The 19,665-nt window shown below is 62.8% G+C and carries 15 protein-coding genes; 6 read left to right on the plus strand and 9 right to left on the minus strand.

What is annotated here, in order from left to right; translation table 11 throughout:
- Nucleotides 1-57: 57 nt before the first annotated feature.
- The 5 genes from LPB04_RS05365 to LPB04_RS05385 form a co-directional block, all read right to left on the minus strand.
- Nucleotides 58-4,779, minus strand: a complete 4,722-nt coding sequence (locus tag LPB04_RS05365) for a glutamate synthase-related protein (protein WP_193687705.1) — start codon at nucleotides 4,777-4,779, stop codon at nucleotides 58-60.
- A gap of 271 nt (nucleotides 4,780-5,050) precedes the next feature.
- Nucleotides 5,051-5,761: a transposase gene (locus tag LPB04_RS05370; protein ID WP_193687706.1), complete on the minus strand. Its 711-nt coding sequence runs from the start codon at nucleotides 5,759-5,761 to the stop codon at nucleotides 5,051-5,053.
- A 195-nt stretch (nucleotides 5,762-5,956) separates the two neighbouring features.
- On the minus strand, nucleotides 5,957-6,637 hold the full coding sequence (locus tag LPB04_RS05375; protein ID WP_193687707.1) for a response regulator transcription factor: 681 nt from the start codon (nucleotides 6,635-6,637) through the stop codon (nucleotides 5,957-5,959).
- Between the two features lie 16 nt (nucleotides 6,638-6,653).
- Complete coding sequence (locus tag LPB04_RS05380; RefSeq protein ID WP_193687708.1) at nucleotides 6,654-7,832, minus strand: PAS domain-containing sensor histidine kinase; 1,179 nt, start codon at nucleotides 7,830-7,832, stop codon at nucleotides 6,654-6,656.
- Nucleotides 7,833-8,093: 261 nt separating this feature from the next.
- Nucleotides 8,094-11,210, minus strand: a complete 3,117-nt coding sequence (locus LPB04_RS05385; protein WP_193687709.1) for a DEAD/DEAH box helicase — start codon at nucleotides 11,208-11,210, stop codon at nucleotides 8,094-8,096.
- Between the two features lie 223 nt (nucleotides 11,211-11,433).
- Between LPB04_RS05385 and LPB04_RS05390 the strand changes: the two genes are divergently transcribed.
- Nucleotides 11,434-13,788 (plus strand): Tex family protein, encoded by a 2,355-nt coding sequence (locus LPB04_RS05390; RefSeq protein WP_193687710.1) that lies wholly within the window; start codon nucleotides 11,434-11,436, stop codon nucleotides 13,786-13,788.
- Between the two features lies 1 nt (nucleotide 13,789).
- The gene (locus LPB04_RS05395) at nucleotides 13,790-14,254 is read left to right on the plus strand and encodes a GNAT family N-acetyltransferase (RefSeq protein ID WP_193687711.1); all 465 of its coding nucleotides are present in this window, start codon (nucleotides 13,790-13,792) and stop codon (nucleotides 14,252-14,254) included.
- A 78-nt stretch (nucleotides 14,255-14,332) separates the two neighbouring features.
- Here LPB04_RS05395 and LPB04_RS05400 read toward each other — a convergent pair whose 3' ends face one another.
- Entirely contained in the window at nucleotides 14,333-14,641 is a 309-nt protein-coding gene (locus tag LPB04_RS05400; protein WP_193687712.1) for a hypothetical protein, read from the minus strand.
- Nucleotides 14,642-14,788: 147 nt separating this feature from the next.
- On the opposite strand from LPB04_RS05400, the gene grxD reads away from it, so the two are divergent.
- Nucleotides 14,789-15,100: a Grx4 family monothiol glutaredoxin gene (gene grxD, locus LPB04_RS05405; RefSeq protein ID WP_193687713.1), complete on the plus strand. Its 312-nt coding sequence runs from the start codon at nucleotides 14,789-14,791 to the stop codon at nucleotides 15,098-15,100.
- Nucleotides 15,100-15,696 carry a UbiX family flavin prenyltransferase gene (locus LPB04_RS05410; RefSeq protein WP_193687714.1) on the plus strand — a complete coding sequence of 199 codons (597 nt, stop codon included), beginning with the start codon at nucleotides 15,100-15,102 and terminating at the stop codon, nucleotides 15,694-15,696. Before grxD ends, LPB04_RS05410 begins: the two co-directional genes overlap by 1 nt.
- Nucleotides 15,697-15,704: 8 nt before the next feature.
- On the opposite strand, the gene LPB04_RS05415 is transcribed toward LPB04_RS05410, so the two are convergent.
- The 3 genes from LPB04_RS05415 to LPB04_RS05425 all read right to left on the minus strand — a co-directional run bounded on the left by LPB04_RS05415 (nucleotide 15,705) and on the right by LPB04_RS05425 (nucleotide 17,762).
- Nucleotides 15,705-15,875 (minus strand): hypothetical protein, encoded by a 171-nt coding sequence (locus LPB04_RS05415; RefSeq protein ID WP_193687715.1) that lies wholly within the window; start codon nucleotides 15,873-15,875, stop codon nucleotides 15,705-15,707.
- Nucleotides 15,876-15,991: 116 nt separating this feature from the next.
- Nucleotides 15,992-16,405, minus strand: coding sequence for a hypothetical protein (locus tag LPB04_RS05420; protein WP_193687716.1), 414 nt, complete (start codon nucleotides 16,403-16,405; stop codon nucleotides 15,992-15,994).
- Between the two features lie 301 nt (nucleotides 16,406-16,706).
- Nucleotides 16,707-17,762 (minus strand): MBL fold metallo-hydrolase, encoded by a 1,056-nt coding sequence (locus tag LPB04_RS05425; protein WP_193687717.1) that lies wholly within the window; start codon nucleotides 17,760-17,762, stop codon nucleotides 16,707-16,709.
- A 150-nt stretch (nucleotides 17,763-17,912) separates the two neighbouring features.
- Here LPB04_RS05425 and LPB04_RS05430 point away from each other — a divergent pair, with 150 nt between their 5' ends.
- The gene (locus tag LPB04_RS05430; RefSeq protein WP_193687718.1) at nucleotides 17,913-18,347 is read left to right on the plus strand and encodes a MerR family transcriptional regulator; all 435 of its coding nucleotides are present in this window, start codon (nucleotides 17,913-17,915) and stop codon (nucleotides 18,345-18,347) included.
- Nucleotides 18,348-18,479: 132 nt separating this feature from the next.
- Entirely contained in the window at nucleotides 18,480-19,664 is a 1,185-nt protein-coding gene (locus tag LPB04_RS05435; protein ID WP_193687719.1) for an isovaleryl-CoA dehydrogenase, read from the plus strand.
- Nucleotide 19,665: the final 1 nt, after the last annotated feature.

A 19,665-nucleotide genomic window follows, 5' to 3' on the forward strand; every position in this document is an offset into this window, starting at 1 on the left:
ATTGCAGCTGGTTGAATGCGTGGGCGGAGGACCGCCCACCCTACGATCACGTTCTCGTCATGCCGCGAGTTCGATCTTGTCGTTCGCTTCTTCCATGCTGCTGTTGTGCATTTCTTCCAGCGCGCGCTTGTAGTCGGTCGGGAAGACTTTTACAAATTTGCCGCGGCTGTTGGCCCAGTCGTCGAGCAGGTTGCGGGCGCGGGTGCTGCCGGTATATTTAAAGTGGCGTTCGATCAGGCGGCGCAGGATGACTTCGTCCGATTCGCGGTCGGTACCGCGGCTCTGGCTGTGCCAGCCCGAAACATCGCCCTGCTCTTTCGTCGAGACGACGCGCTCCAGGTTGACCATGGTCGTGTTGCAGCGTGAAGCGAACTCGTCCTTCGGATCGTAGACATAGGCCACGCCGCCCGACATGCCGGCCGCGAAATTGCGTCCGGTCTCGCCCAGCACCACGACCGTACCGCCGGTCATGTATTCGCAGCCGTGGTCGCCGCAGCCTTCCACCACCGTCGTGGCGCCCGAATTACGGACGGCAAAACGTTCGCCGGCCACGCCGTTGAAGAAGGCTTCGCCCGAAATCGCGCCGTACAGCACGGTGTTGCCGACGATGATGTTGTCCACCGCCCAGCCGCGGAATTCCGTATTCGGGCGCACGATCACGCGGCCGCCGGACAGGCCCTTGCCGACGTAGTCGTTGCCTTCGCCCACCAGGTCGAGCGTGATGCCGGCTGCCAGGAAGGCGGCCGCCGACTGGCCGGCCGTGCCCTGCAGCTGGATGTGGATGGTGTCGTCCGGCAGGCCGGCGTGGCCATAACGCTTGGCCACTTCGCCCGACAGCATGGTGCCGACCGTACGGTTCACGTTACGCACCGGAGAAATGAACGAGACGCGCTCGCCCTTCTCGAGTGCCGCTTTCGCCTGTGCGATCAGTTTATGATCCAGCGCCTTGTCCAGGCCGTGGTCCTGCTCACCGGTATGGAACAGGTTGTGCGGCGAGTCGGTCTTCGGCTGATAGAAGATGTTCGAGAAGTCCAGGCCCTGCGCCTTCCAGTGCGTGATCGCCTTCGATTTATCGAGCAGGTCCGAGCGGCCGATCAGTTCGTCGTAGGTGCGGATGCCGAGCTGGGCCATCAGCTGACGCGCTTCTTCGGCGACGAAGAAGAAATAGTTAACAACGTGCTCCGGCTTGCCCTGGAACTTGGCGCGCAGCACCGGATCCTGGGTGGCGACGCCGACAGGACAGGTGTTCAGGTGGCACTTGCGCATCATGATGCAGCCTTCGACCACCAGCGGGGCGGTGGCGAAACCGATTTCGTCGGCGCCGAGCATGGCGGCGATCACGACGTCGCGGCCGGTCTTCATCTGGCCGTCGGCCTGGACGCGGATGCGGCTGCGCAGACCGTTCAGCACCAGCGTCTGCTGGGTCTCGGCCAGGCCCAGCTCCCATGGCGTGCCGGCATGTTTGACGGACGACAGCGGAGAAGCACCCGTGCCGCCGTCATGGCCGGCAACGACCACGTGGTCCGCTTTTGCTTTCGACACGCCCGCAGCGACGGTACCGATACCGACTTCCGACACCAGTTTCACCGAGATCGAGGCGTTCGGATTCGCGTTTTTCAGGTCGTGGATCAGTTGCGCCAGGTCTTCGATCGAATAGATGTCGTGGTGCGGCGGCGGAGAGATCAGGCCGACACCCGGCACCGAGAAGCGCAGGGAGGCGATGTACTCGGAGACCTTGTGGCCCGGCAGCTGACCGCCCTCTCCCGGTTTCGCGCCCTGCGCCATCTTGATCTGGATCTGGTCGGCCGAACTGAGGTACTCGGCGGTAACGCCAAAGCGGCCCGAGGCAACCTGCTTGATCTTCGAACGCAGCGAATCGCCTTCTTCCAGCGGAATGTCGACGGCCACGCGGTCGGCACCGATCACGGATGCAAGGGTCTCGCCCTTGCTGATCTTGATGCCCTTGAACTCGTTCAGGTAACGGCGCGGATCTTCGCCACCCTCACCCGTGTTCGACTTGCCGCCGATGCGGTTCATGGCAATGGCGAGCGTCGCGTGCGCTTCCGTGGAGATCGAACCGAGCGACATCGCGCCGGTGGCGAAACGCTTGACGATCTCTTTCGCCGGCTCGACCTCTCCCAGCGGAATCGCTTTACTTGGATCGATCTTGAACTCGAACAGCCCGCGCAGCGTCAGGTGACGGCGGCCCTGCTCGTTGATCAGCTGGGCGTACTCTTTATAAGTATTGAAATTGTTGGCACGGGTCGAGTGCTGCAGCTTCGCGATCGCATCCGGCGTCCACATATGGTCTTCGCCACGTACGCGGAAGGCGTATTCGCCGCCCGTGTCGAGGGCATTGGCCAGCAGCGGGTCGGCGCCGAAGGCGAGACTGTGCAGGCGCAGCGCCTCTTCCGCCACTTCGAACAGGCCGATCCCTTCCACGGTCGACGAAGTGCCGCGGAAATATTTATCCACGAGCGATTTGTTCAGGCCGACGGCCTCGAAGATCTGGGCGCCGCAATACGACATATAGGTCGAGATGCCCATCTTCGACATCACCTTCATCAAACCCTTGCCGATCGCCTTGGTGTAGTTGTAGCAGGCGACGTCCGGCGCCATTTCGTGCGGCAGATGCTGGGCCAGATCGGCCAGCGTTTCCAGCGCCAGGTAGGGGTGGACGGCTTCCGCGCCGTAACCAGCCAGCAGCGCGAAGTGGTGGGTTTCGCGGGCCGAACCGGTCTCCACAACGAGGCCGGTCGAGGCGCGCAGGCCGCGCACCACCAGGTGCTGGTGGATGGTCGACGTTGCCAGCAGCGCAGGAATCGCCACGGTCTCGCTCGAGACGGCACGGTCCGAGATGACCAGGATGTTGTGGCCGGATTTCACGGCGTCCACTGCTTCCGCGCACAGCGAGGCCAGCGAGGCTTCGATGCCCTCCTTGCCCCAGCTGACCGGGTAGCAGATGTTCAGTTCATACGATTTGAACTTGCCGCCGGTGTGCAGGCTGATGTTGCGCAGGCGCGCCATGTCGTCGAAACCAAGCACCGGCTGCGACACTTCCAGACGCATCGGCGGATTGACGTTGTTCGTGTCCAGCAGGTTCGGTTTCGGACCGATGAAGGACACCAGCGACATCACCATCGCTTCGCGGATCGGGTCGATCGGCGGGTTCGTCACCTGGGCGAACAGCTGCTTGAAGTAGTTATATAAAGGTTTCAGTTTGTTCGACATGACCGCCAGCGGCGAGTCGTTGCCCATCGAACCGGTCGCCTCTTCGGAGAGGACCGCCATCGGCGCCATCAGGAATTTCAGGTCTTCCTGGGTATAGCCGAAGGCTTGCTGGCGGTCGAGCAGGGAAATCGCCGCTTTTTCGCCCTGGGCCGGGGTGTCTTTCATCCGGTTTTGTGCCAGCTGCGATTCGGACAATTTGATTTCGTTGAGCTTGATGCGCACCGACTTGATCCACGCCTTATATGGCTTGGCGTTGGAATAGGTGTCCTTCAGTTCCTTGTCGTCGATGATGCGGCCCGCTTCCAGGTCGATCAGGAACATCTTGCCTGGCTGCAGTCTCCACTTCTTGACGATGCGCGATTCCGGGATCGGCAGCACGCCCGACTCGGACGCCATCACGACCAGGTCGTCTTCGGTCACGACATAGCGCGCCGGACGCAGGCCGTTGCGGTCCAGGGTGCCGCCGATGTGGCGGCCGTCCGTAAACGCCATGGCGGCGGGGCCGTCCCACGGCTCCATCATCGCGGCGTGGTATTCGTAGAAGGCCTTGCGGTTCTCGTCCATCGACGTGTGGTTTTCCCAGGCTTCGGGAATCATCATCATCATCGCCTGGGCGATCGGGTAACCCGCCATCACGAGCAGTTCGAGCGCATTGTCGAAGCAGGCGGTGTCCGACTGGCCTTCGTAAATCAGCGGGAACAGTTTATTCAGGTCCTCGCCCAGCACGGCCGACTTCATCATGCCTTCGCGGGCACGGGTCCAGTTGAAGTTGCCTTTGACGGTATTGATTTCTCCGTTGTGGGCGATCAGGCGGTACGGGTGGGCCAGCGGCCACTCCGGGAAGGTATTCGTCGAGAAACGCTGGTGCACCAGGGCCAGGGCCGAAACGCAACGCGGATCCTGCAGGTCCTTGTAGTAAACGCCGACCTGGTCGGCCAGCAGCAGGCCCTTGTAGACGATGGTGCGTGCCGACATCGAGGGCACGAAGAATTCCTTGCCGTGCAGGAGTTTCAGGGCCTGGATGGCGTGGCCCGAGGATTTGCGGATGACGTACAGCTTACGCTCGAGCGCGTCGGTGACCATGATGTCCGGTCCGCGGCCGATGAAGATCTGGCGGATGACCGGTTCCTTGGCGCGCACGGTAGGCGACATCGGCATCGCTTCGTCGACCGGTACATTGCGCCAGCCGAGGACGACCTGCCCTTCGATGCGCACGGCGCGCTCGATTTCCTGCTCGCAGGCGATGCGCGAGGCGTGTTCCTTCGGCAGGAAGACCATGCCGACGCCATATTCGCCGGGTGGCGGCAGCTCGACGCCTTGCTTCGCCATCTCGTCGCGGAAATACTGGTCGGGGATCTGGATCAGGATGCCGGCACCATCGCCCATCAGCGGGTCGGCGCCGACGGCGCCCCGGTGATCCAGGTTTTTCAGGATCAACAGCCCCTGATCGATGATCGAATGGCTTTTGTTGCCCTTGATATGGGCGATGAAACCGACACCGCAGGCATCGTGTTCATTGGCAGGATCGTATAAACCTTGGGCAATCATTGGGACTCTCCACAGCTTTTTCAGGGGTTGAAGGCCGAGAATAGTGCAATGCAACAAAGACGGCAAGGAGAACAATGGGGGTCAGAGTCGAATTAATTCGGCTATTTGATCTGCATGGCATAAATAGGGACAGGTACAATGTCGTAAAAATCAGCGCGTTCAGTCATTTTTTATTCGACAGACGCCCATCAAGAAAGCAACAAATTGCTTTGCTTAAAACGTGTGCAGTAGATGATTGCGCGTTCCGGCTGCAAAACCGAACGCGCGGGCGTCAAGGCTGGCTCGCCGTCGAGGAAGGTGTTTTGAATGGGCGGCCGCGCTTAGCCGGCAGGATGCGGCGCTGGGTCTGACGTTCGAGTTCAAGTTTAAATGCGTGCGAGCCGAGGGGCTGGCCCTTCTGGACGGCGTTCGCGACCTGTGCCAGCTCGTCCGCACCGATGCCCTGCTCAACCAGCTCGATATACGCCGCTTCGCGCTGGAAGGGCGTGTTGCCCAAGCCCCAGAACAGGGCGTGATCGGTGACGACGGGGTCCGCATGCACGCCGGCATGGTGGCGATAGCTCGACCACGGATAAGCGGCCGGCTCGCCTGCCTCTCCCTCGCGCAGTGGCGCCAGCTCGATGAAGCGGCTGCACATCAGGATGTGGCGGTCGGATTCGACCACGGCGGTACGAAAACGCCCTTCGAACAGCCCGCCGGCGCGCGCGTATTTGCTGTTGTACCAGGGAACATACAGGCGGCCGAGCTTTTGCATCATCGCCGCCAGGCCTTCTTCCGTTTCGGGCGTGGCCAGCAGGTGCAAGTGGGTCGGCAACAAGGCGTAGGCGTGGATCGCGACTTTGTAGAAGCGGGCGGCTTCGGCCAGCCAGCCGAGGAAACGCTCGTAATCCTCGGGCTCGCGGAAGATGCGCTGGCGGTCGTTGCCGCGCTGGAGGATGTGGTGGGCTTGCTTGGGGAGGATGAGGCGGGGTTGGCGGGCCATGGTGCACAGTCAGGGAACAGATGGCCGTATTTTAGCGCGGCACCCTGACCATGTCCCCCATTTATTTAACTGCCGCGGATTCGCGCATTGACTTTGTCCCGATTTGTAGGGGTCATCGTGGCCAATGGCCGCGGTGGCGGAATTACCGGGCATGCCCGGTGAACCCGGCATCGAGGCCACTGGCCTCGATGCCTCCTACGCCAAGGTAAACCCTGCCGACAGGCTATACCCTTCGCCATACGCGCTGCGCAGCGGCAGCTCCTGCCCCAGCACCGTCCTCGTCTTCTTGCGCAGGCGATACACCAGCATGTCGACGCGGCGGCTGGCATCCGGATCGTCTCCCCCCATGCCGGCCACGATGGTGGCGCGGGGGACCGGGCGGGTGTTGATCGTCAGCAGGTGCAGGAAATTGAATTCCTTCTCAGTCAGATCGATCACCTTGCCCATCAGCTCGAGCTGGCGCGCACTCACGCGCAAGGTCCATTTCACGGGCGCCGGGGCCGGTTCGGCGGGGCGCACGCGGCGGCCCAGCGCTTCGATGTGGGCCGCCAGTTCCGGGAACTTGATCGGTTTCGTCAGGTAATGGTCGGCGCCGAGCTGCAGGCCGAGGATGCGGTTGTCGAAGGCCACGCGTCCGGTCAGCACCAGCAGGCCGATTTCCGGGTACAGCTGGCGCATGCGCGGGATGACCGTAAAACCGTCTTCGTCTGGCAGGCCCAGGTCGAGCACGACCACGGCGGCAGGGGTGCGGGTCAGCGCGGCCCACATCTCGCCGGCCGAGGTGGCAATGGTGACGTCATGCTCGAGTTCGCGCAGGAAATCGGCCATGTCCCCGGCGTAATCGCCGTTGTCTTCCACAATCAGTATCTGCGTCATTGTTTTACCGCGTTTTTCATTGTGTATTGCCAGATGGTGGCAGGGCCATTGCCGCGAACGGCGCCGGATTATCGGTGCTGGCGCCCTGGCGCGCAAGCAGCTTCGCGGCGCCGGCCACCGGCAGCCAGATACGGAACTCGGCGCCACCGTCGCTCGGGGTGACCAGGCTCAGCACCCCGCCATGCACTTCGACGATCGAGCGCGCCATGTACAGGCCCAGGCCGCTGCCCGGCATGCCGGCGGCGTTGCGGCCACGATAGAACTTGTCGAACAGGTGGGGTTGTTCGTCTTGCGGCACGCCGGGACCGTGGTCGCGCACGGCCAGTTCGATGCCGCTTGCCGCCAGGCGCCCGACCAGTACGACCGGAGACGTTGGCGGCGAATACGCGATCGCATTATCGATCAGGACCTTCAGCGCCAGGCGCAGGCCTTCCGGATCGCAACGCAAAGTTTCGGGCAGTTCGTGCGCCTGGATGCTGGCCACGCGCCCGGCCGCGCGCAGCTGAGCGGCACCCTCTTCCAGCAGGGTGCGCGGGGCCACCGTGGTCGGCTGGCGTTCGCTGCCGATGCCGGCCATGCGCTCGGGAGAGAGGTAATCGTCGAGCATGCCGATCAGGCGGTCGGTGGCCAGCGCGATCTTGCGGTAGCGTGCGCGCGTCGGCTCATCGGCCAGGGTGCAGGTGGCCTCGAGGCGCTGGATGGCGCCGTCGATGGTCGACAAGGGGGTGCGGAATTCGTGGTTCAGCATGCTGGCGAAGCGTTTTTGTTCGGCTTCGCGCAGGCGTCGCGGCGACAGGTCGCGCACCAGGCCGACCAGCGCCGCCGGCTGCCCGTCTTCACCGCACAGCAGGGAAGAGATGATTTCGACCGGTACCGGATAGCCATGCGCGCCCTGCAGTTCGGTTTCGCGCACCAGGCGCAGGCGGCTACGGTCGCCCGCGCGCAGGCGTTTCACGCGTTCCGGCAGCCCGGCGCACAGCGCCGCCAGCGGCCCGCCGCTCTGGAAGCCGGCAGTCACCTCATCCGGGGTATAGCCGATCAGTTGTTCGATCGATGGACTGACATAGCGCAGCTCGCCGCTGGCGCAATCGATGCTGAAGGCAATGTCGCCGCCGATCTCGGCGATCACGCGGAACTGCTCGGCCAGCGCCAAGCCGGCATGGCCGGAACAGTCGGTGCTGGCGCTGCGGTTCATCAAACACCTTCCAAAAAATAAGGGAGATCAGGCGCTCCAGGCGGGCGCCGCCAAAGAGTATATAGCCGAGAACGCCTTCCTGTACAGGCGGGGGTGTTGCAGCGCTGACGATTGATTAAAGTTGCCCAACTGGTCAATTTGTTCAATATGTTTGAATGTACCGTCATTCTTGCCGAATTCTATTCAGCACGCATGAAAATGTCGGAAAAGGCAAAAAAAATGCCCGCCGAAGCGGGCATGACCGGTCCTGCCGGGCTTGTTTTATTGCTCGTCGAGCGGGGCGAAGATCGCCTGCAGATCTTCCTGGGTCAGCGCCATCTTCTGCGACTCGCCTTCGGCCAGGATCGACTGCGCCAGTTCCGACTTTTTCTGCTGCAGCAGCTGGATCTTTTCTTCCAGCGTGCCCTTCGCGATCAATTTATACACGAACACCGGCTTGTCCTGGCCGATGCGCCAGGCGCGATCGGTGGCCTGATTTTCCGCCGCCGGGTTCCACCACGGGTCGTAGTGAATGACGGTATCGGCCGCAGTCAGGTTCAGGCCGACGCCACCCGCTTTCAAACTGATCAGGAAAATCGGCACTGCGCCCTGCTGGAAGGCGGCGACTTGCGCCGAGCGGTCGCGCGTTTCTCCGGTGAGGAGGGCGTAGCGGATGCCGCGCGCCGCCAGTTCTTCCTCGATCAGCGCCAGCATGCTGGTGAACTGCGAGAAGACCAGGATCTTGCGGCCCTCTTCCAGTAAATCGTCGACCATCTGCATCAAATCGGTCAGCTTGGCGGAGATGGCTGCCGTGTTCTTTTTCGACGGCATCGCTTTTACCAGGCGCGGATCGCAGCAGACCTGGCGCAGTTTCAATAATGCTTCCAGGATCACGATCTGGCTGCGGGCTACGCCCTTGCGGTCGATTTCCTCGCGCACCTTCTTGTCCATCGCCAGGCGCACGGTTTCGTAGAGGTCGCGCTGGGGGCCGGTCAGCTCGACCCGGCGCACCATCTCTGTCTTCTCCGGCAGTTCCTTGGCGACGTTATCTTTCGTGCGGCGCAGCAGGAAGGGACGGATACGGCGATTGAGTAACATGCGCCGCACCGGATCGTCCTGGCGTTCGATCGGGTGGCGGAATTGCGTATTAAAAGCTTTTTCCTCGCCCAGCAGGCCGGGCAGCAGGAAGTGGAACTGCGACCAGAGTTCGCCCAGGTGGTTTTCCAGTGGCGTGCCGGTCAGGCACAGGCGGTGGTTCGCATCCAGCGAGCCGGCCGTCTGCGCCGCTTTCGAGCGCGTATTCTTGATGTAGTGCGATTCGTCCAGGATCACCAGGTGGTAATGGTGCTCGCGCAGCTTTTCCTCGTCGCGCGGCAGCAAGGCGTAGGTGGTGAGCACGATGTCGGCCTGTTCGATCTGGTCGAACATGTCCACTCGTTCTTTGCCCTGCAGTAGCAGCACTTTCAGACTCGGGGCGAAGCGCGCGGCTTCTTCCTGCCAGTTCGTCATCAGGCTGGTCGGGGCGATCACCAGCGCCGGGCTGGTCAGGCGACCTGCCTCTTTTTCGGTCAGGATGTGCGCCAGGGTCTGCACGGTTTTACCGAGACCCATGTCGTCGGCCAGGATGCCGGCCAGGTCGTATTCACGCAGGAATTGCATCCACGACAGGCCGTCGAGCTGGTAGTCGCGCAGGGTGGCCTGCAGCCCGGCAGGCGGCGCCACCTTTTTGACGGAACCGAACTGGCTCAGCTTGCGGCCGGTCTCGCGCAACTGCTCGCCGCCGAACCAGCGCATCTCGACGCCGCGCGCGAGTTCCTCCAGGCGGCTCGCGTCCAGCGTCGACAGGCGCACGCGGTTCTTGATCTTGTCATTAAAATACAGCTCACCCAGCGTCGCCAGAATCGGTTTGACGCGCGCCCATGGCAGGGCGACCCGGAGACCTTCCGGCAGGGTCGCCAGCATCTGGTCGGTTTCACCATGGGCGGCGAGCACGGCCGGGTCGAAGTCAAGCGGGGCGTTGCGGATCAGCTGCACCAGCACCGGCAGCAGCGGCACGCGCTTGCGGTTGACGACGATGCCCAGTTCCAGCTCGAACCAGGCTTTACCGGCTTCTTCCGGCTCGTCGATCTCGGCATACCAGTCTTCCACCGGCACCACGTCATAGCGGTACTTGTTCGATTTTTGCAGGTGCCAGCCGGCATCCGACAGCGCATCGAGATCGTTTTCGGCAAAACGCAGCCAGTGCGCCTGGCTCTCCAGCTGCACCGCGCCGGCCAGGCTCGAGAGCGGCGTGGTCGCCGGTTTGCGGAAACCCAGTTCGGTCAGCTTGTCGAGCGCTGCAGCTTCGGCGGCGGCATCGCGGTCGATGATTTCGGTGACGTCGCCGATCTGGCGCACCACGCGCTGTGAAGGGTCGAAGGAGACGCGCTGGCCGTCGTAATCGAAGGACAGCACAGCGAAATCATGCCAGCGCGGCGCACCGCTGTCGGCCAGCGACACCGAATCGAGCAACAGGAAGGGTTGCGGCTTGACGTCATTGCGCAATCGTTGGGTCAGCGGCTGCGGCAGCGGCATCAGTTCCTGCAGGCCGTGGGCCAGCAGCAGTTGCGACACGCGTTTCTTGTCGTTGCCGGTCAGGACCGGCGCTTGCGCCACCAGCGCCTGCAGTTCGGCCAGCGAGATGTCGACCCCGCCGCGGTTCAGGGACAGGGGGCCGCAAGACAGGTTGTCGATGTACCACGGCGGATCGGTCGGCAGCATGTAGTCGATCAGGTCGGCGCCCGGGTGATTCGCGCCGTTCGCCGGTTCCACCGACCAGCCGAGCTTGGCGGCACGGCCCTCGTCGCGCCATGCCAGGTTCGCCTGGCGGATGGGGCCGGCCTGCAGCGGATACAGCAAGCCGTTCGTCATGTCCGACCAGGAATTGGCCCACAACAGTTTGCCCTGACGCAGCAGGAGGTCGAGCAGGATGGCGCCGACTTTGCCCTTGGGCTCGGTCGCGCTGGTGCTTTGCGAGGCGCCGCTGCGCATGGCGATGAAGAAGCGTACCAGGTCTTCGTCCTCGCCCTCCAGGTAGGCGGGCGGCGCCGACAGCAGCGAAAACACTTCGTTCACCGGGCTGGCGGCGGCGACTTCACCGTTCGGGCGCAGGCGCGCCTTGCACAGGCAGACGGCGACGTGGCGGCCGCCACTGGTGGGCGCCATCACATACACGAATTTATATTGAACGGCCTTCGGATCGGCGACTTCGGCGCTCAGCTTCGGTTGCGGGTGCGCCGCCGCCTCGACCCGTTGCAGCCAGGTCGTCACCGGTGCGGGCAGTGCGGGCGCGCGGGCCGGCGTCGCGCGCGGTGCCGGGGCATCGTTCGCGTGTTCGCGTGGGAAATCAACTGTGTGCATTGGGTCCTTGACCTGTATAAAAAAAAGACAACAACCACCATTATCTCTCATACGGGCACTTCAGTTTTGTTCGGAATCGCACGCACCTGAGAAATCTTTACAAAACGAAACGCCGTACCACATCGACGTTTCGCATGTTCGGCAGGGACTGTCAAGACTGGCGCTTCGTCCCCGTTTGCGTAACACTGCCCGCCTGACTCACGCGCTTCCATTACGGATTTCCATGCTGCCTTCCATCGAACAACGCCTCGCCATCGAACTGGCCGCCAAGCCGGCGCAAGTCGCCGCCGCCATTGCCCTGCTGGACGAGGGCGCCACGGTCCCCTTCATCGCCCGCTACCGCAAGGAAGCGACGGGCGGCCTCGACGACATCCAGTTGCGCCTGCTGGAGGAGCGCCTGCGCTACCTGCGCGAGCTGGAAGACCGGAGAAGCGCGATCATCGCCTCGATCACCGAGCAAAATAAAATGACGCCGGAACTGCTGCAACAGATCGCCCTGGCCGAGGATAAAACCCGCCTCGAGGATTTGTATTTACCCTATAAGCAGAAACGCCGGACGAAAGCGCAGATCGCCGTCGAAGCGGGCCTGGCCCCCTTGGCCGATGATTTATTGAATGACCCGGCCCGCAATCCGGAAGAGGAAGCCGCCAAATACTTGCGCGATGCGTTTACGAATGCCGACGGCGTGAATAACCCCGGCGTGGCGGATACGAAAACGGCCCTGGACGGCGCGCGCCAGATCCTGATGGAACGCTTCGCCGAAGACGCGACGCTGCTGCAATCGCTGCGCGAATACGTGCAGGAACATGGCGTCGTCGAATCGAAAGTGGTGGCCGGTAAAGAGGACGAAGGCGAAAAGTTCGCCGACTATTTCGATTACTCGGAGCCGCTGGCGACCGTCCCTTCGCACCGCGCGCTGGCCCTGATGCGCGGCCGCCGCGAGGGTATTCTCGACGTCGTGCTGCGCCTGGATACGGAAGCCGAAAAACCGAAGTGGGACGCGCCGCACAATCCCTGCGAAAGCCGCATCGCCGCCCGTTTCGGCATCAAGGCGCAAGGCCGCCCGGCCGACAAATGGCTGCTCGACACGGCGCGCTGGACCTGGCGCGTGAAAAGTTTCATGTACATCGAGACGGAACTCATGGGCGCGCTGCGCGAAAAGGCGGAGCTCGATGCCATCAACGTGTTTGCGCGCAATTTAAAATCCTTGCTGCTGGCGGCACCGGCCGGCCAGCGCGCCACCATGGGCCTCGATCCGGGCCTGCGCACGGGCGTGAAAGTGGCGGTCGTGGACGCCACCGGCAAAGTCGTCGACACCGCCACCATCTACCCGCACCAGCCCAGGAACGACTGGGACGGGTCATTGCACGTGCTGGGCCAGCTGGCTTTGAAACACAATGTGTCGCTGATCTCGATCGGCAACGGCACCGCCTCGCGCGAGACCGACAAACTGGCGCAGGATCTCATCAAAGCCCGGCCGGAGCTGAAACTGACCAAGATCGTCGTGTCGGAAGCGGGTGCTTCCGTGTATTCGGCCTCGGAATTCGCTTCGCGCGAACTGCCCGACCTGGACGTGTCGATCCGCGGCGCGGTGTCGATCGCGCGCCGCCTGCAGGACCCGTTGGCGGAACTCGTCAAAATCGATCCGAAATCGATCGGCGTCGGCCAGTACCAGCACGACGTCTCGCAGACCCAGCTCGCGCGCTCGCTCGACGCCGTGGTCGAGGATTGCGTGAACGCGGTCGGCGTCGACGTCAACACGGCTTCGGCGCCGCTGCTGGCGCGCGTGTCCGGCCTGTCCTCGAGCGTGGCGCAGAGCATCGTCAGCTACCGCGACATGAAGGGCGCGTTTTCCTCGCGCGCGGCTTTGAAGGCCGTGCCGCGCCTGGGCGATAAAACCTTCGAACAGGCGGCGGGCTTCCTGCGCGTGATGGGCGGAGAAAACCCGCTGGATGCGTCGGCGGTGCACCCGGAATCCTATCCGGTGGTGCAGAAAATCCTGGCCGACGTGAAACGCGACATGAAGGCGGTGGTCGGCGACAGTGGGCTCCTCAAATCGCTCAATCCGGCCAAGTATGCGGACGACAAATTCGGCGTGCCGACCGTGACCGATATTTTAAAAGAGCTGGAAAAGCCGGGGCGCGATCCGCGGCCCGAGTTCACGACCGCCACGTTTAAAGAAGGCGTCGAGGAGATCAGCGACCTGCGTCCGGACATGATCCTCGAGGGCGTGGTCACCAACGTCGCGGCGTTTGGCGCCTTTGTCGATATCGGCGTGCACCAGGATGGGCTGGTGCATATCTCGGCGCTGTCGAATACCTTCGTCAAAGATCCGCACACGGTGGTGAAGGCGGGCCAGGTGGTGAAAGTCAAAGTGCTGGAAGTCGATCCGAAGAGGAAGCGCATCGCACTGACGATGCGGCTGTCGGATACGGCGCCGCAGCCGGGTTCACAGCCGCAGCAGCGGGGTGACCGCGACGACCGCAAGCGCGTGGCCCAGCATCAGCGCCAGGAACGTCCGGCGGCGCAGGATGCGGGCGGGGCGATGGCAGCGGCGTTTGCCAAGCTGCGCAAATAAGATGGTGTGCGCGCCGGCGGACCCGGACAGTGCGGACGCGCGCGCGCTGATCGCCGAACTCGATGCGGCGCTGGCGGCAATATGCGGCGACAGCGGCTCGGGGTCCTTCGATCCGCTTGATGTGCGCGGGCCGGGCTCGGTGTTTCTCATGGCGCGCGATGGCGATGGGAAGGCGGTCGGCTGCGGTGCGCTGCGGCCGCTGGTACCCGGCGTGGCGGAACTCAAGCGGATGTATGCGCGGCCAGGGAGCGGCGCCGGGCGATATTTGCTGATGGCACTGGAAGAACAGGCGGCAGGGTTCGGATACCGTGAACTGTGGCTGTCGACGCGGCGGGTCAATCTGACGGCGCTGGCGTTTTATGCACGCAATGGATATGCGCCGGTCGACAATTACGGAAGGTACGTGGGACGCGAGCAGTCGGTTTGTTTAGGCAAATGCCTACCTACGCTGAACGTCAGACCTTGACAGCAGTAACGTAGGGGCCATCGTGGCCAATGGTCACGATGGCCCCTACGTTACGCGGCCGCCAAAACTTTACCCGGCTTATCCAAAGAACTGGGCCAGCTCGGGCACGCGTTTGATCAACACCCCCGCCACATACAGCGCCAGGCAAGCCAGGCCGATCTTGTTCATGCGTCCGCGGCTCAGCGCCGGCTGGCCGGTCTTTTTGATATGGAGCGCGTCGCGCAGCAGCACGGCCGCGTAGAGCGTCATCGCCAGGCCGGTAATGAACACGCCGGCGCCGTCGCCCCGGGCGCCGACGACCAGGTCGAAGATGCCCATGAAGCCGAGCACGGCGGCGATGACAAGATTAAAACCTGCCGAAGGGGCGGCGCTGGGGCGTTGTTGCATGAAACGAATCCTGAAGGTTGGTAGAAGAGTAAGCTGGCGATGATACCGCAATCGCAGGCAAGGGAAGTCGGCCTCGGCGCCGCACCGCGCGCGTCGATTTCTTATAGAATGGCGCCATCCATATCATTCTCACCGAAGGCAGATCACATGAGCGACGTACAAACCTGGATCAAAGACACCGTGACCAACACCCCGGTCGTGCTGTTCATGAAGGGCACCGCACAATTCCCGCAATGCGGCTTCTCCGGCCGCGCCATCCAGATCCTGAAGGCCTGCGGCGTCGATAACATCGCCACCGTCAATGTGCTGGAAGATCCGGAAGTGCGCCAGGGCATCAAGGACTTCTCGAACTGGCCGACCGTTCCGCAGCTCTACGTGAACGGCGAGTTCATCGGCGGCTCCGACATCATGAACGAGATGTACGAATCGGGCGAACTGCAGGCGATGTTCAAGAAGTAATGACGAGTACCCGGCCGCGTCGTATTGTCGTCGCCATCACCGGCGCGACCGGCGCGGTGTATGGCGTGCGCCTGCTGCAGCGTTTAAACGCGGTCCCCGGCGTCGAGACCCACCTGGTCGTCTCCGACGCCGCCTCCCTCACCCTGCACCAGGAAGTCGGCATGCAGCGGCGTGACGTGGAAGCGCTCGCCCACGTCGTCCATAAGAATCGGGAAATCGGTGCCTCGATTGCCAGCGGCTCGTTCCAGACCGACGGCATGGTGATCGCGCCCTGTTCGATGAAGACGCTGGCGGCCGTCGCACACGGCCTGGCGGACAACCTGGTGGCACGCGCGGCCGACGTCGTGTTGAAAGAAAGGCGACGCCTGGTGCTGATGGTGCGCGAAACGCCGTTCAACCTGGCGCACCTGCGGAATATGACGGCGGTAACGGAAATGGGCGGGATCGTGTTTCCGCCTGTACCGAGCTTTTATCATCGGCCGGCGAGCATCGACGAGATGGTCGACCACACGCTCGATCGCGTGCTGGATTTGCTGGGCATCGACAACGAGGCCGCGCCGCGTTGGCCCGGCATGCGCGGCACGCCGGAGACCTGAGGGGCTGTTCAGCGCTTCAGGTGGTCGCTGTCACCGGCCTTCTTCATTTCCCTTGCTTCCTCCAGCATCCTGCGCTGGGCGATGCGTTTTCGCATCACCTCGGCATGGCGCGCGGCCGTCATCGGCGGCGCGGTCATGAGCTCTTTCAGCTGGGCGGTGTTCATGTAATTGCTTTTCATTGGCGCACGATCCTCGGCTGTGAGAAGTCGATTATGCGCTAGTTCGACGCAATTTGGTCTACCCGACTCGGAAGAAAATTTGTAAGCAGAAACGCTGTCGCGAAGAAGGCCTCCGCTTACTTGGCGGGGGGCTGGTGGTTCAGGCGGACCAGCATGCGAATGAACTCGCGCGCCAGCTGGCGGTGGTGTTCGTCGAGCCGCTGCAGGTCGGCAATCAGCTTGACGTCGGCCGATTCGAAACGCGCGCTGGCGCCGCCTTCGGCTTGCGCTCCCGGGGCATCGGCGCCGCCGAAGCGCAGCCAGTCGGCCGGCACGCCCAGCCACTGGGCAATCATGCGCAGCTTTTCCTGGGTCGGAATGGCTTCGCCCACCAGCCACTTGCGCGCGGCGTGGACCGTGATCGGACGGCCTTCGAAGCGAATGTTAAATTCGCGCGCCAAGCGTGTCGGGCTGTCCGGCGAGTAATGGGCGTTTTTTAAAGCCTGCTGGAGACGCTCACTAAAGCTCTCCCGTTCGTTCGTGGAATTCATGATGGCACTATTTCATGCTCGACCATAAAAGTCAGTTAATGGGCTGTAAAGACCATCAATGACACCATTCGGGCCGATGACTTAACAAAGATGTGAAAATTGATGAGAATTTTCGCCGAGTTGGCGCATCATGCCACAAAATTTCCATTTGGCATGAATGTATCGTATCTGTGTTCGTACAGAAACAAACAGTTGTCGCGTGCGGGACACGCGCGCTCGGCCGGCCTGGCCGTTGCACCGGATCCGCGGGGGCGGGGAACCCCGGGCGGATCTGGCATATGAATACCTGTTACGTCAGCTGTCAGGTCAGCTGGAAGCGGATGATGCCGTCGTCTCCAGTTACCCGTTTTAACATACCATCATTCCAAAGTTTATGCAGGTGCGCGAGCGCTTCGCCGAGGGCAAAACTGAGCTGGTGGGCGTCGAGCTGGCGCCGGAACATGATCGGTACGATGTCCATCGCACTGCGCGGCGTCGTGCACGCTTCGAGCACCTCGGCCAGGCGCGCCACGTGGTGCGCGCGCAGCTGGGCAATGCGCGTGTGCAGCCCGCGGAAGGGTTTGCCGTGCGAAGGCAGCACCAGCACGTCCGCCGGCAGGTCCGCGAATTTATCGAGCGAATCGAGGTATTGCTGGAGCGGGTTGCCCTCGGGTTCGACGGCGAACACGGACACGTTGGTCGAAATGCGCGGCAAGACCATGTCGCCGGAAATGAGGACATTCAGTTCGTCCGAATACAGCGCCGCGTGTTCGGGCGAGTGGCCGAAACCGGTGATCACGCGCCAGTGCGCATTGCCGATCGCGATGCGCTGGCCATCCTGGATGCGGGTATAGGCGGCGGGCACGGCCGGCACAAGCGAGGGATAGTAACTGCGGCGGCTGCGCATCTGCTCGAGCATGGCGGGGTCGGTCAAACCGTGGCGCTCGAAATGGGGGATGGCCGACGGCCCGTCCACGCCCGGCAAGGCAGCGGCCATCATGCGCGCGAAGCCGAATTCGCCGGCGGTCAGCCAGAATGGCGCATCATGAAAACGGTCGCACAGCCAGCCGGACAGGCCGACGTGGTCCGGGTGGCAGTGGGTGGCGAGCACGCGCAGCACGGGTTCATTTTCCATGGCGCCCGCGAACAATTGTTCCCAGTGGGCGCGGGTGGCGTCGGTCGCCACGCCGCAATCGATCACGGTGTAGCCCTGCTTGCCTTCGCGTTCGTCGCGCAGCAGCCACAAATTGATGTGGTCGAGCGCGAACGGCAGCGGCATGCGCAGCCAACCCAGGCCGGGCGCCACCTCGCGCACGCTGCCTGCAGTCGGCAGTTCGTCGGCGAAGGGATAGGACAGTTCGGATTCGAGCGGATTCATGGTCGACAATCTTTCGTATTCGGGACGGGTGGTGCGCGCTACAATGTGGTTGACGTTGACGTAAACGGAAAACGTCAGGAGATTCTAAGCGATTCCAGGATTTGCCACTTTCAGCCGCCTTCTTTCAGCCGTATTCAGTACTCAACCGAAATGCCCACGACCTACACCATCGCCGAACTGGCGCGCGAATTCGACATCACGGCCCGCGCGATCCGCTTCTATGAAGACCAGGGTTTATTAAGCCCCAGCCGCGAAGGCGTGGGCGGGCGCAACCGCGTCTATACCCCGCGCGACCGGACCCGACTGAAACTGACCCTGCGCGGCAAGCGCCTCGGCCTGACGCTGTCGGAGATCAAAAGCATCGTCGACATGTACGAGTCGCCGAAGGACACGACGGCGCAGATCGACCGCTTCCTCGGCGTCCTGGCGCACCAGCGCGAAACGCTCGAGCAGCAGCGCGCCGACATCGAGATGGCGCTCGAGGAAATTTCCGCGCACGAGGAGGAATGCCGCCGGCTGCTGGCCAATGGCACGGCCGCCGGCGACGAGATCGACGCACCGGCGGGCGCCAGCAAGGCCGCCTGATGAAGAGCCTATCCCGGTAGGTGGGAGGAAGCAAAAAGGCTTTTTTTACCCGCTACTTGACGTTTACGTTAACGTCACACGCGAGTATGATTCACGGTGCCCAACCGCCAACCCGTTCACCGAGAGGACGACATGCTGCATCTTCCAGGCTTGACCTTTGACCATGGCGAAGACATCGCCGCACTGCGCGAAGCAGTCCAACAGTTCGCGGCGAGCGAAATCGCCCCGCGTGCCGCCGAGATCGACCGTACCGACCAGTTCCCGATGGACCTGTGGCGCAAGATGGGCGAACTCGGCCTGCTCGGCATCACCGTCAGCGAGGAATACGGCGGCGCCAACATGGGCTACCTGGCCCACATCGTCGCGATGGAAGAAATCTCGCGTGCCTCGGCCTCGGTCGGCCTGTCCTACGGCGCCCACTCGAACCTGTGCGTCAACCAGATCAAGAGAAATGGCACCGAAGAACAAAAACAGAAATACCTGCCGAAGCTGATCTCGGGCGAACACATCGGCGCGCTTGCCATGTCCGAGCCAAACGCCGGTTCCGACGTCGTCAGCATGAAGCTGCGTGCCGACCTGAAGGGCGATCGTTACGTCCTCAACGGCACGAAAATGTGGATCACCAACGGTCCTGACGCCGACACCCTGGTCGTCTACGCGAAGACCGATCTCGAGGCTGGCCCGCGCGGCATGACCGCCTTCCTGATCGAAAAAGGGTTTAAAGGTTTTTCGATCGCGCAAAAGCTGGATAAACTCGGCATGCGCGGCTCGCACACGGGCGAACTGGTGTTCCAGGATTGCGAAGTACCTGTGGAGAACGTGCTGGGCGGCGTCGGCAAGGGTGTGAATGTCCTGATGTCGGGCCTAGACTTCGAGCGCACCGTCCTCTCCGGCGGCCCGCTGGGCATCATGGCGGCCTGCATGGATTCGGTCGTGCCGTACATCCACGAACGCAAGCAGTTCGGCCAGGCGATCGGCGAATTCCAGCTGATGCAGGGGAAAATCGCCGACATGTATTCGACCATGATGGCGTGCCGCGCCTATGTGTATGCCGTCGGCCAGGCCTGCGACCGCGCGACCAACGCCGCGGCCGTACGCGCCCTGCGCAAGGATGCTGCCGGTGCGATTTTATATAGCGCCGAAAAGGCGACCTGGATGGCCGGCGAGGCAATCCAGGCCCTGGGCGGCAACGGCTATATCAACGAGTATCCGGTCGGTCGCCTCTGGCGCGATGCGAAACTCTACGAAATCGGCGCAGGCACCAGCGAAATCCGGCGCATGCTGATCGGCCGCGAGCTGTTTGGCGAGACGATGTAAA

This window comes from Massilia litorea (genome assembly GCF_015101885.1).
GTDB classification, from domain to species: Bacteria; Pseudomonadota; Gammaproteobacteria; order Burkholderiales; family Burkholderiaceae_D; genus Telluria; species Telluria litorea.

Excerpts from the sequence above, each read along its gene's own strand:
- LPB04_RS05365 (WP_193687705.1), bottom strand. The coding sequence starts at position 4,779 with ATGATTGCCCAAGGTTTATACGATCCTGCCAATGAACACGATGCCTGC.
- LPB04_RS05370 (WP_193687706.1), bottom strand. The coding sequence starts at position 5,761 with ATGGCCCGCCAACCCCGCCTCATCCTCCCCAAGCAAGCCCACCACATC.
- LPB04_RS05375 (WP_193687707.1), bottom strand. The coding sequence starts at position 6,637 with ATGACGCAGATACTGATTGTGGAAGACAACGGCGATTACGCCGGGGAC.
- LPB04_RS05380 (WP_193687708.1), bottom strand. The coding sequence starts at position 7,832 with ATGAACCGCAGCGCCAGCACCGACTGTTCCGGCCATGCCGGCTTGGCG.
- LPB04_RS05385 (WP_193687709.1), bottom strand. The coding sequence starts at position 11,210 with ATGCACACAGTTGATTTCCCACGCGAACACGCGAACGATGCCCCGGCA.
- LPB04_RS05390 (WP_193687710.1), top strand. The coding sequence starts at position 11,434 with ATGCTGCCTTCCATCGAACAACGCCTCGCCATCGAACTGGCCGCCAAG.
- LPB04_RS05395 (WP_193687711.1), top strand. The coding sequence starts at position 13,790 with ATGGTGTGCGCGCCGGCGGACCCGGACAGTGCGGACGCGCGCGCGCTG.
- LPB04_RS05400 (WP_193687712.1), bottom strand. The coding sequence starts at position 14,641 with ATGCAACAACGCCCCAGCGCCGCCCCTTCGGCAGGTTTTAATCTTGTC.
- grxD (WP_193687713.1), top strand. The coding sequence starts at position 14,789 with ATGAGCGACGTACAAACCTGGATCAAAGACACCGTGACCAACACCCCG.
- LPB04_RS05410 (WP_193687714.1), top strand. The coding sequence starts at position 15,100 with ATGACGAGTACCCGGCCGCGTCGTATTGTCGTCGCCATCACCGGCGCG.
- LPB04_RS05415 (WP_193687715.1), bottom strand. The coding sequence starts at position 15,875 with ATGAAAAGCAATTACATGAACACCGCCCAGCTGAAAGAGCTCATGACC.
- LPB04_RS05420 (WP_193687716.1), bottom strand. The coding sequence starts at position 16,405 with ATGAATTCCACGAACGAACGGGAGAGCTTTAGTGAGCGTCTCCAGCAG.
- LPB04_RS05425 (WP_193687717.1), bottom strand. The coding sequence starts at position 17,762 with ATGAATCCGCTCGAATCCGAACTGTCCTATCCCTTCGCCGACGAACTG.
- LPB04_RS05430 (WP_193687718.1), top strand. The coding sequence starts at position 17,913 with ATGCCCACGACCTACACCATCGCCGAACTGGCGCGCGAATTCGACATC.
- LPB04_RS05435 (WP_193687719.1), top strand. The coding sequence starts at position 18,480 with ATGCTGCATCTTCCAGGCTTGACCTTTGACCATGGCGAAGACATCGCC.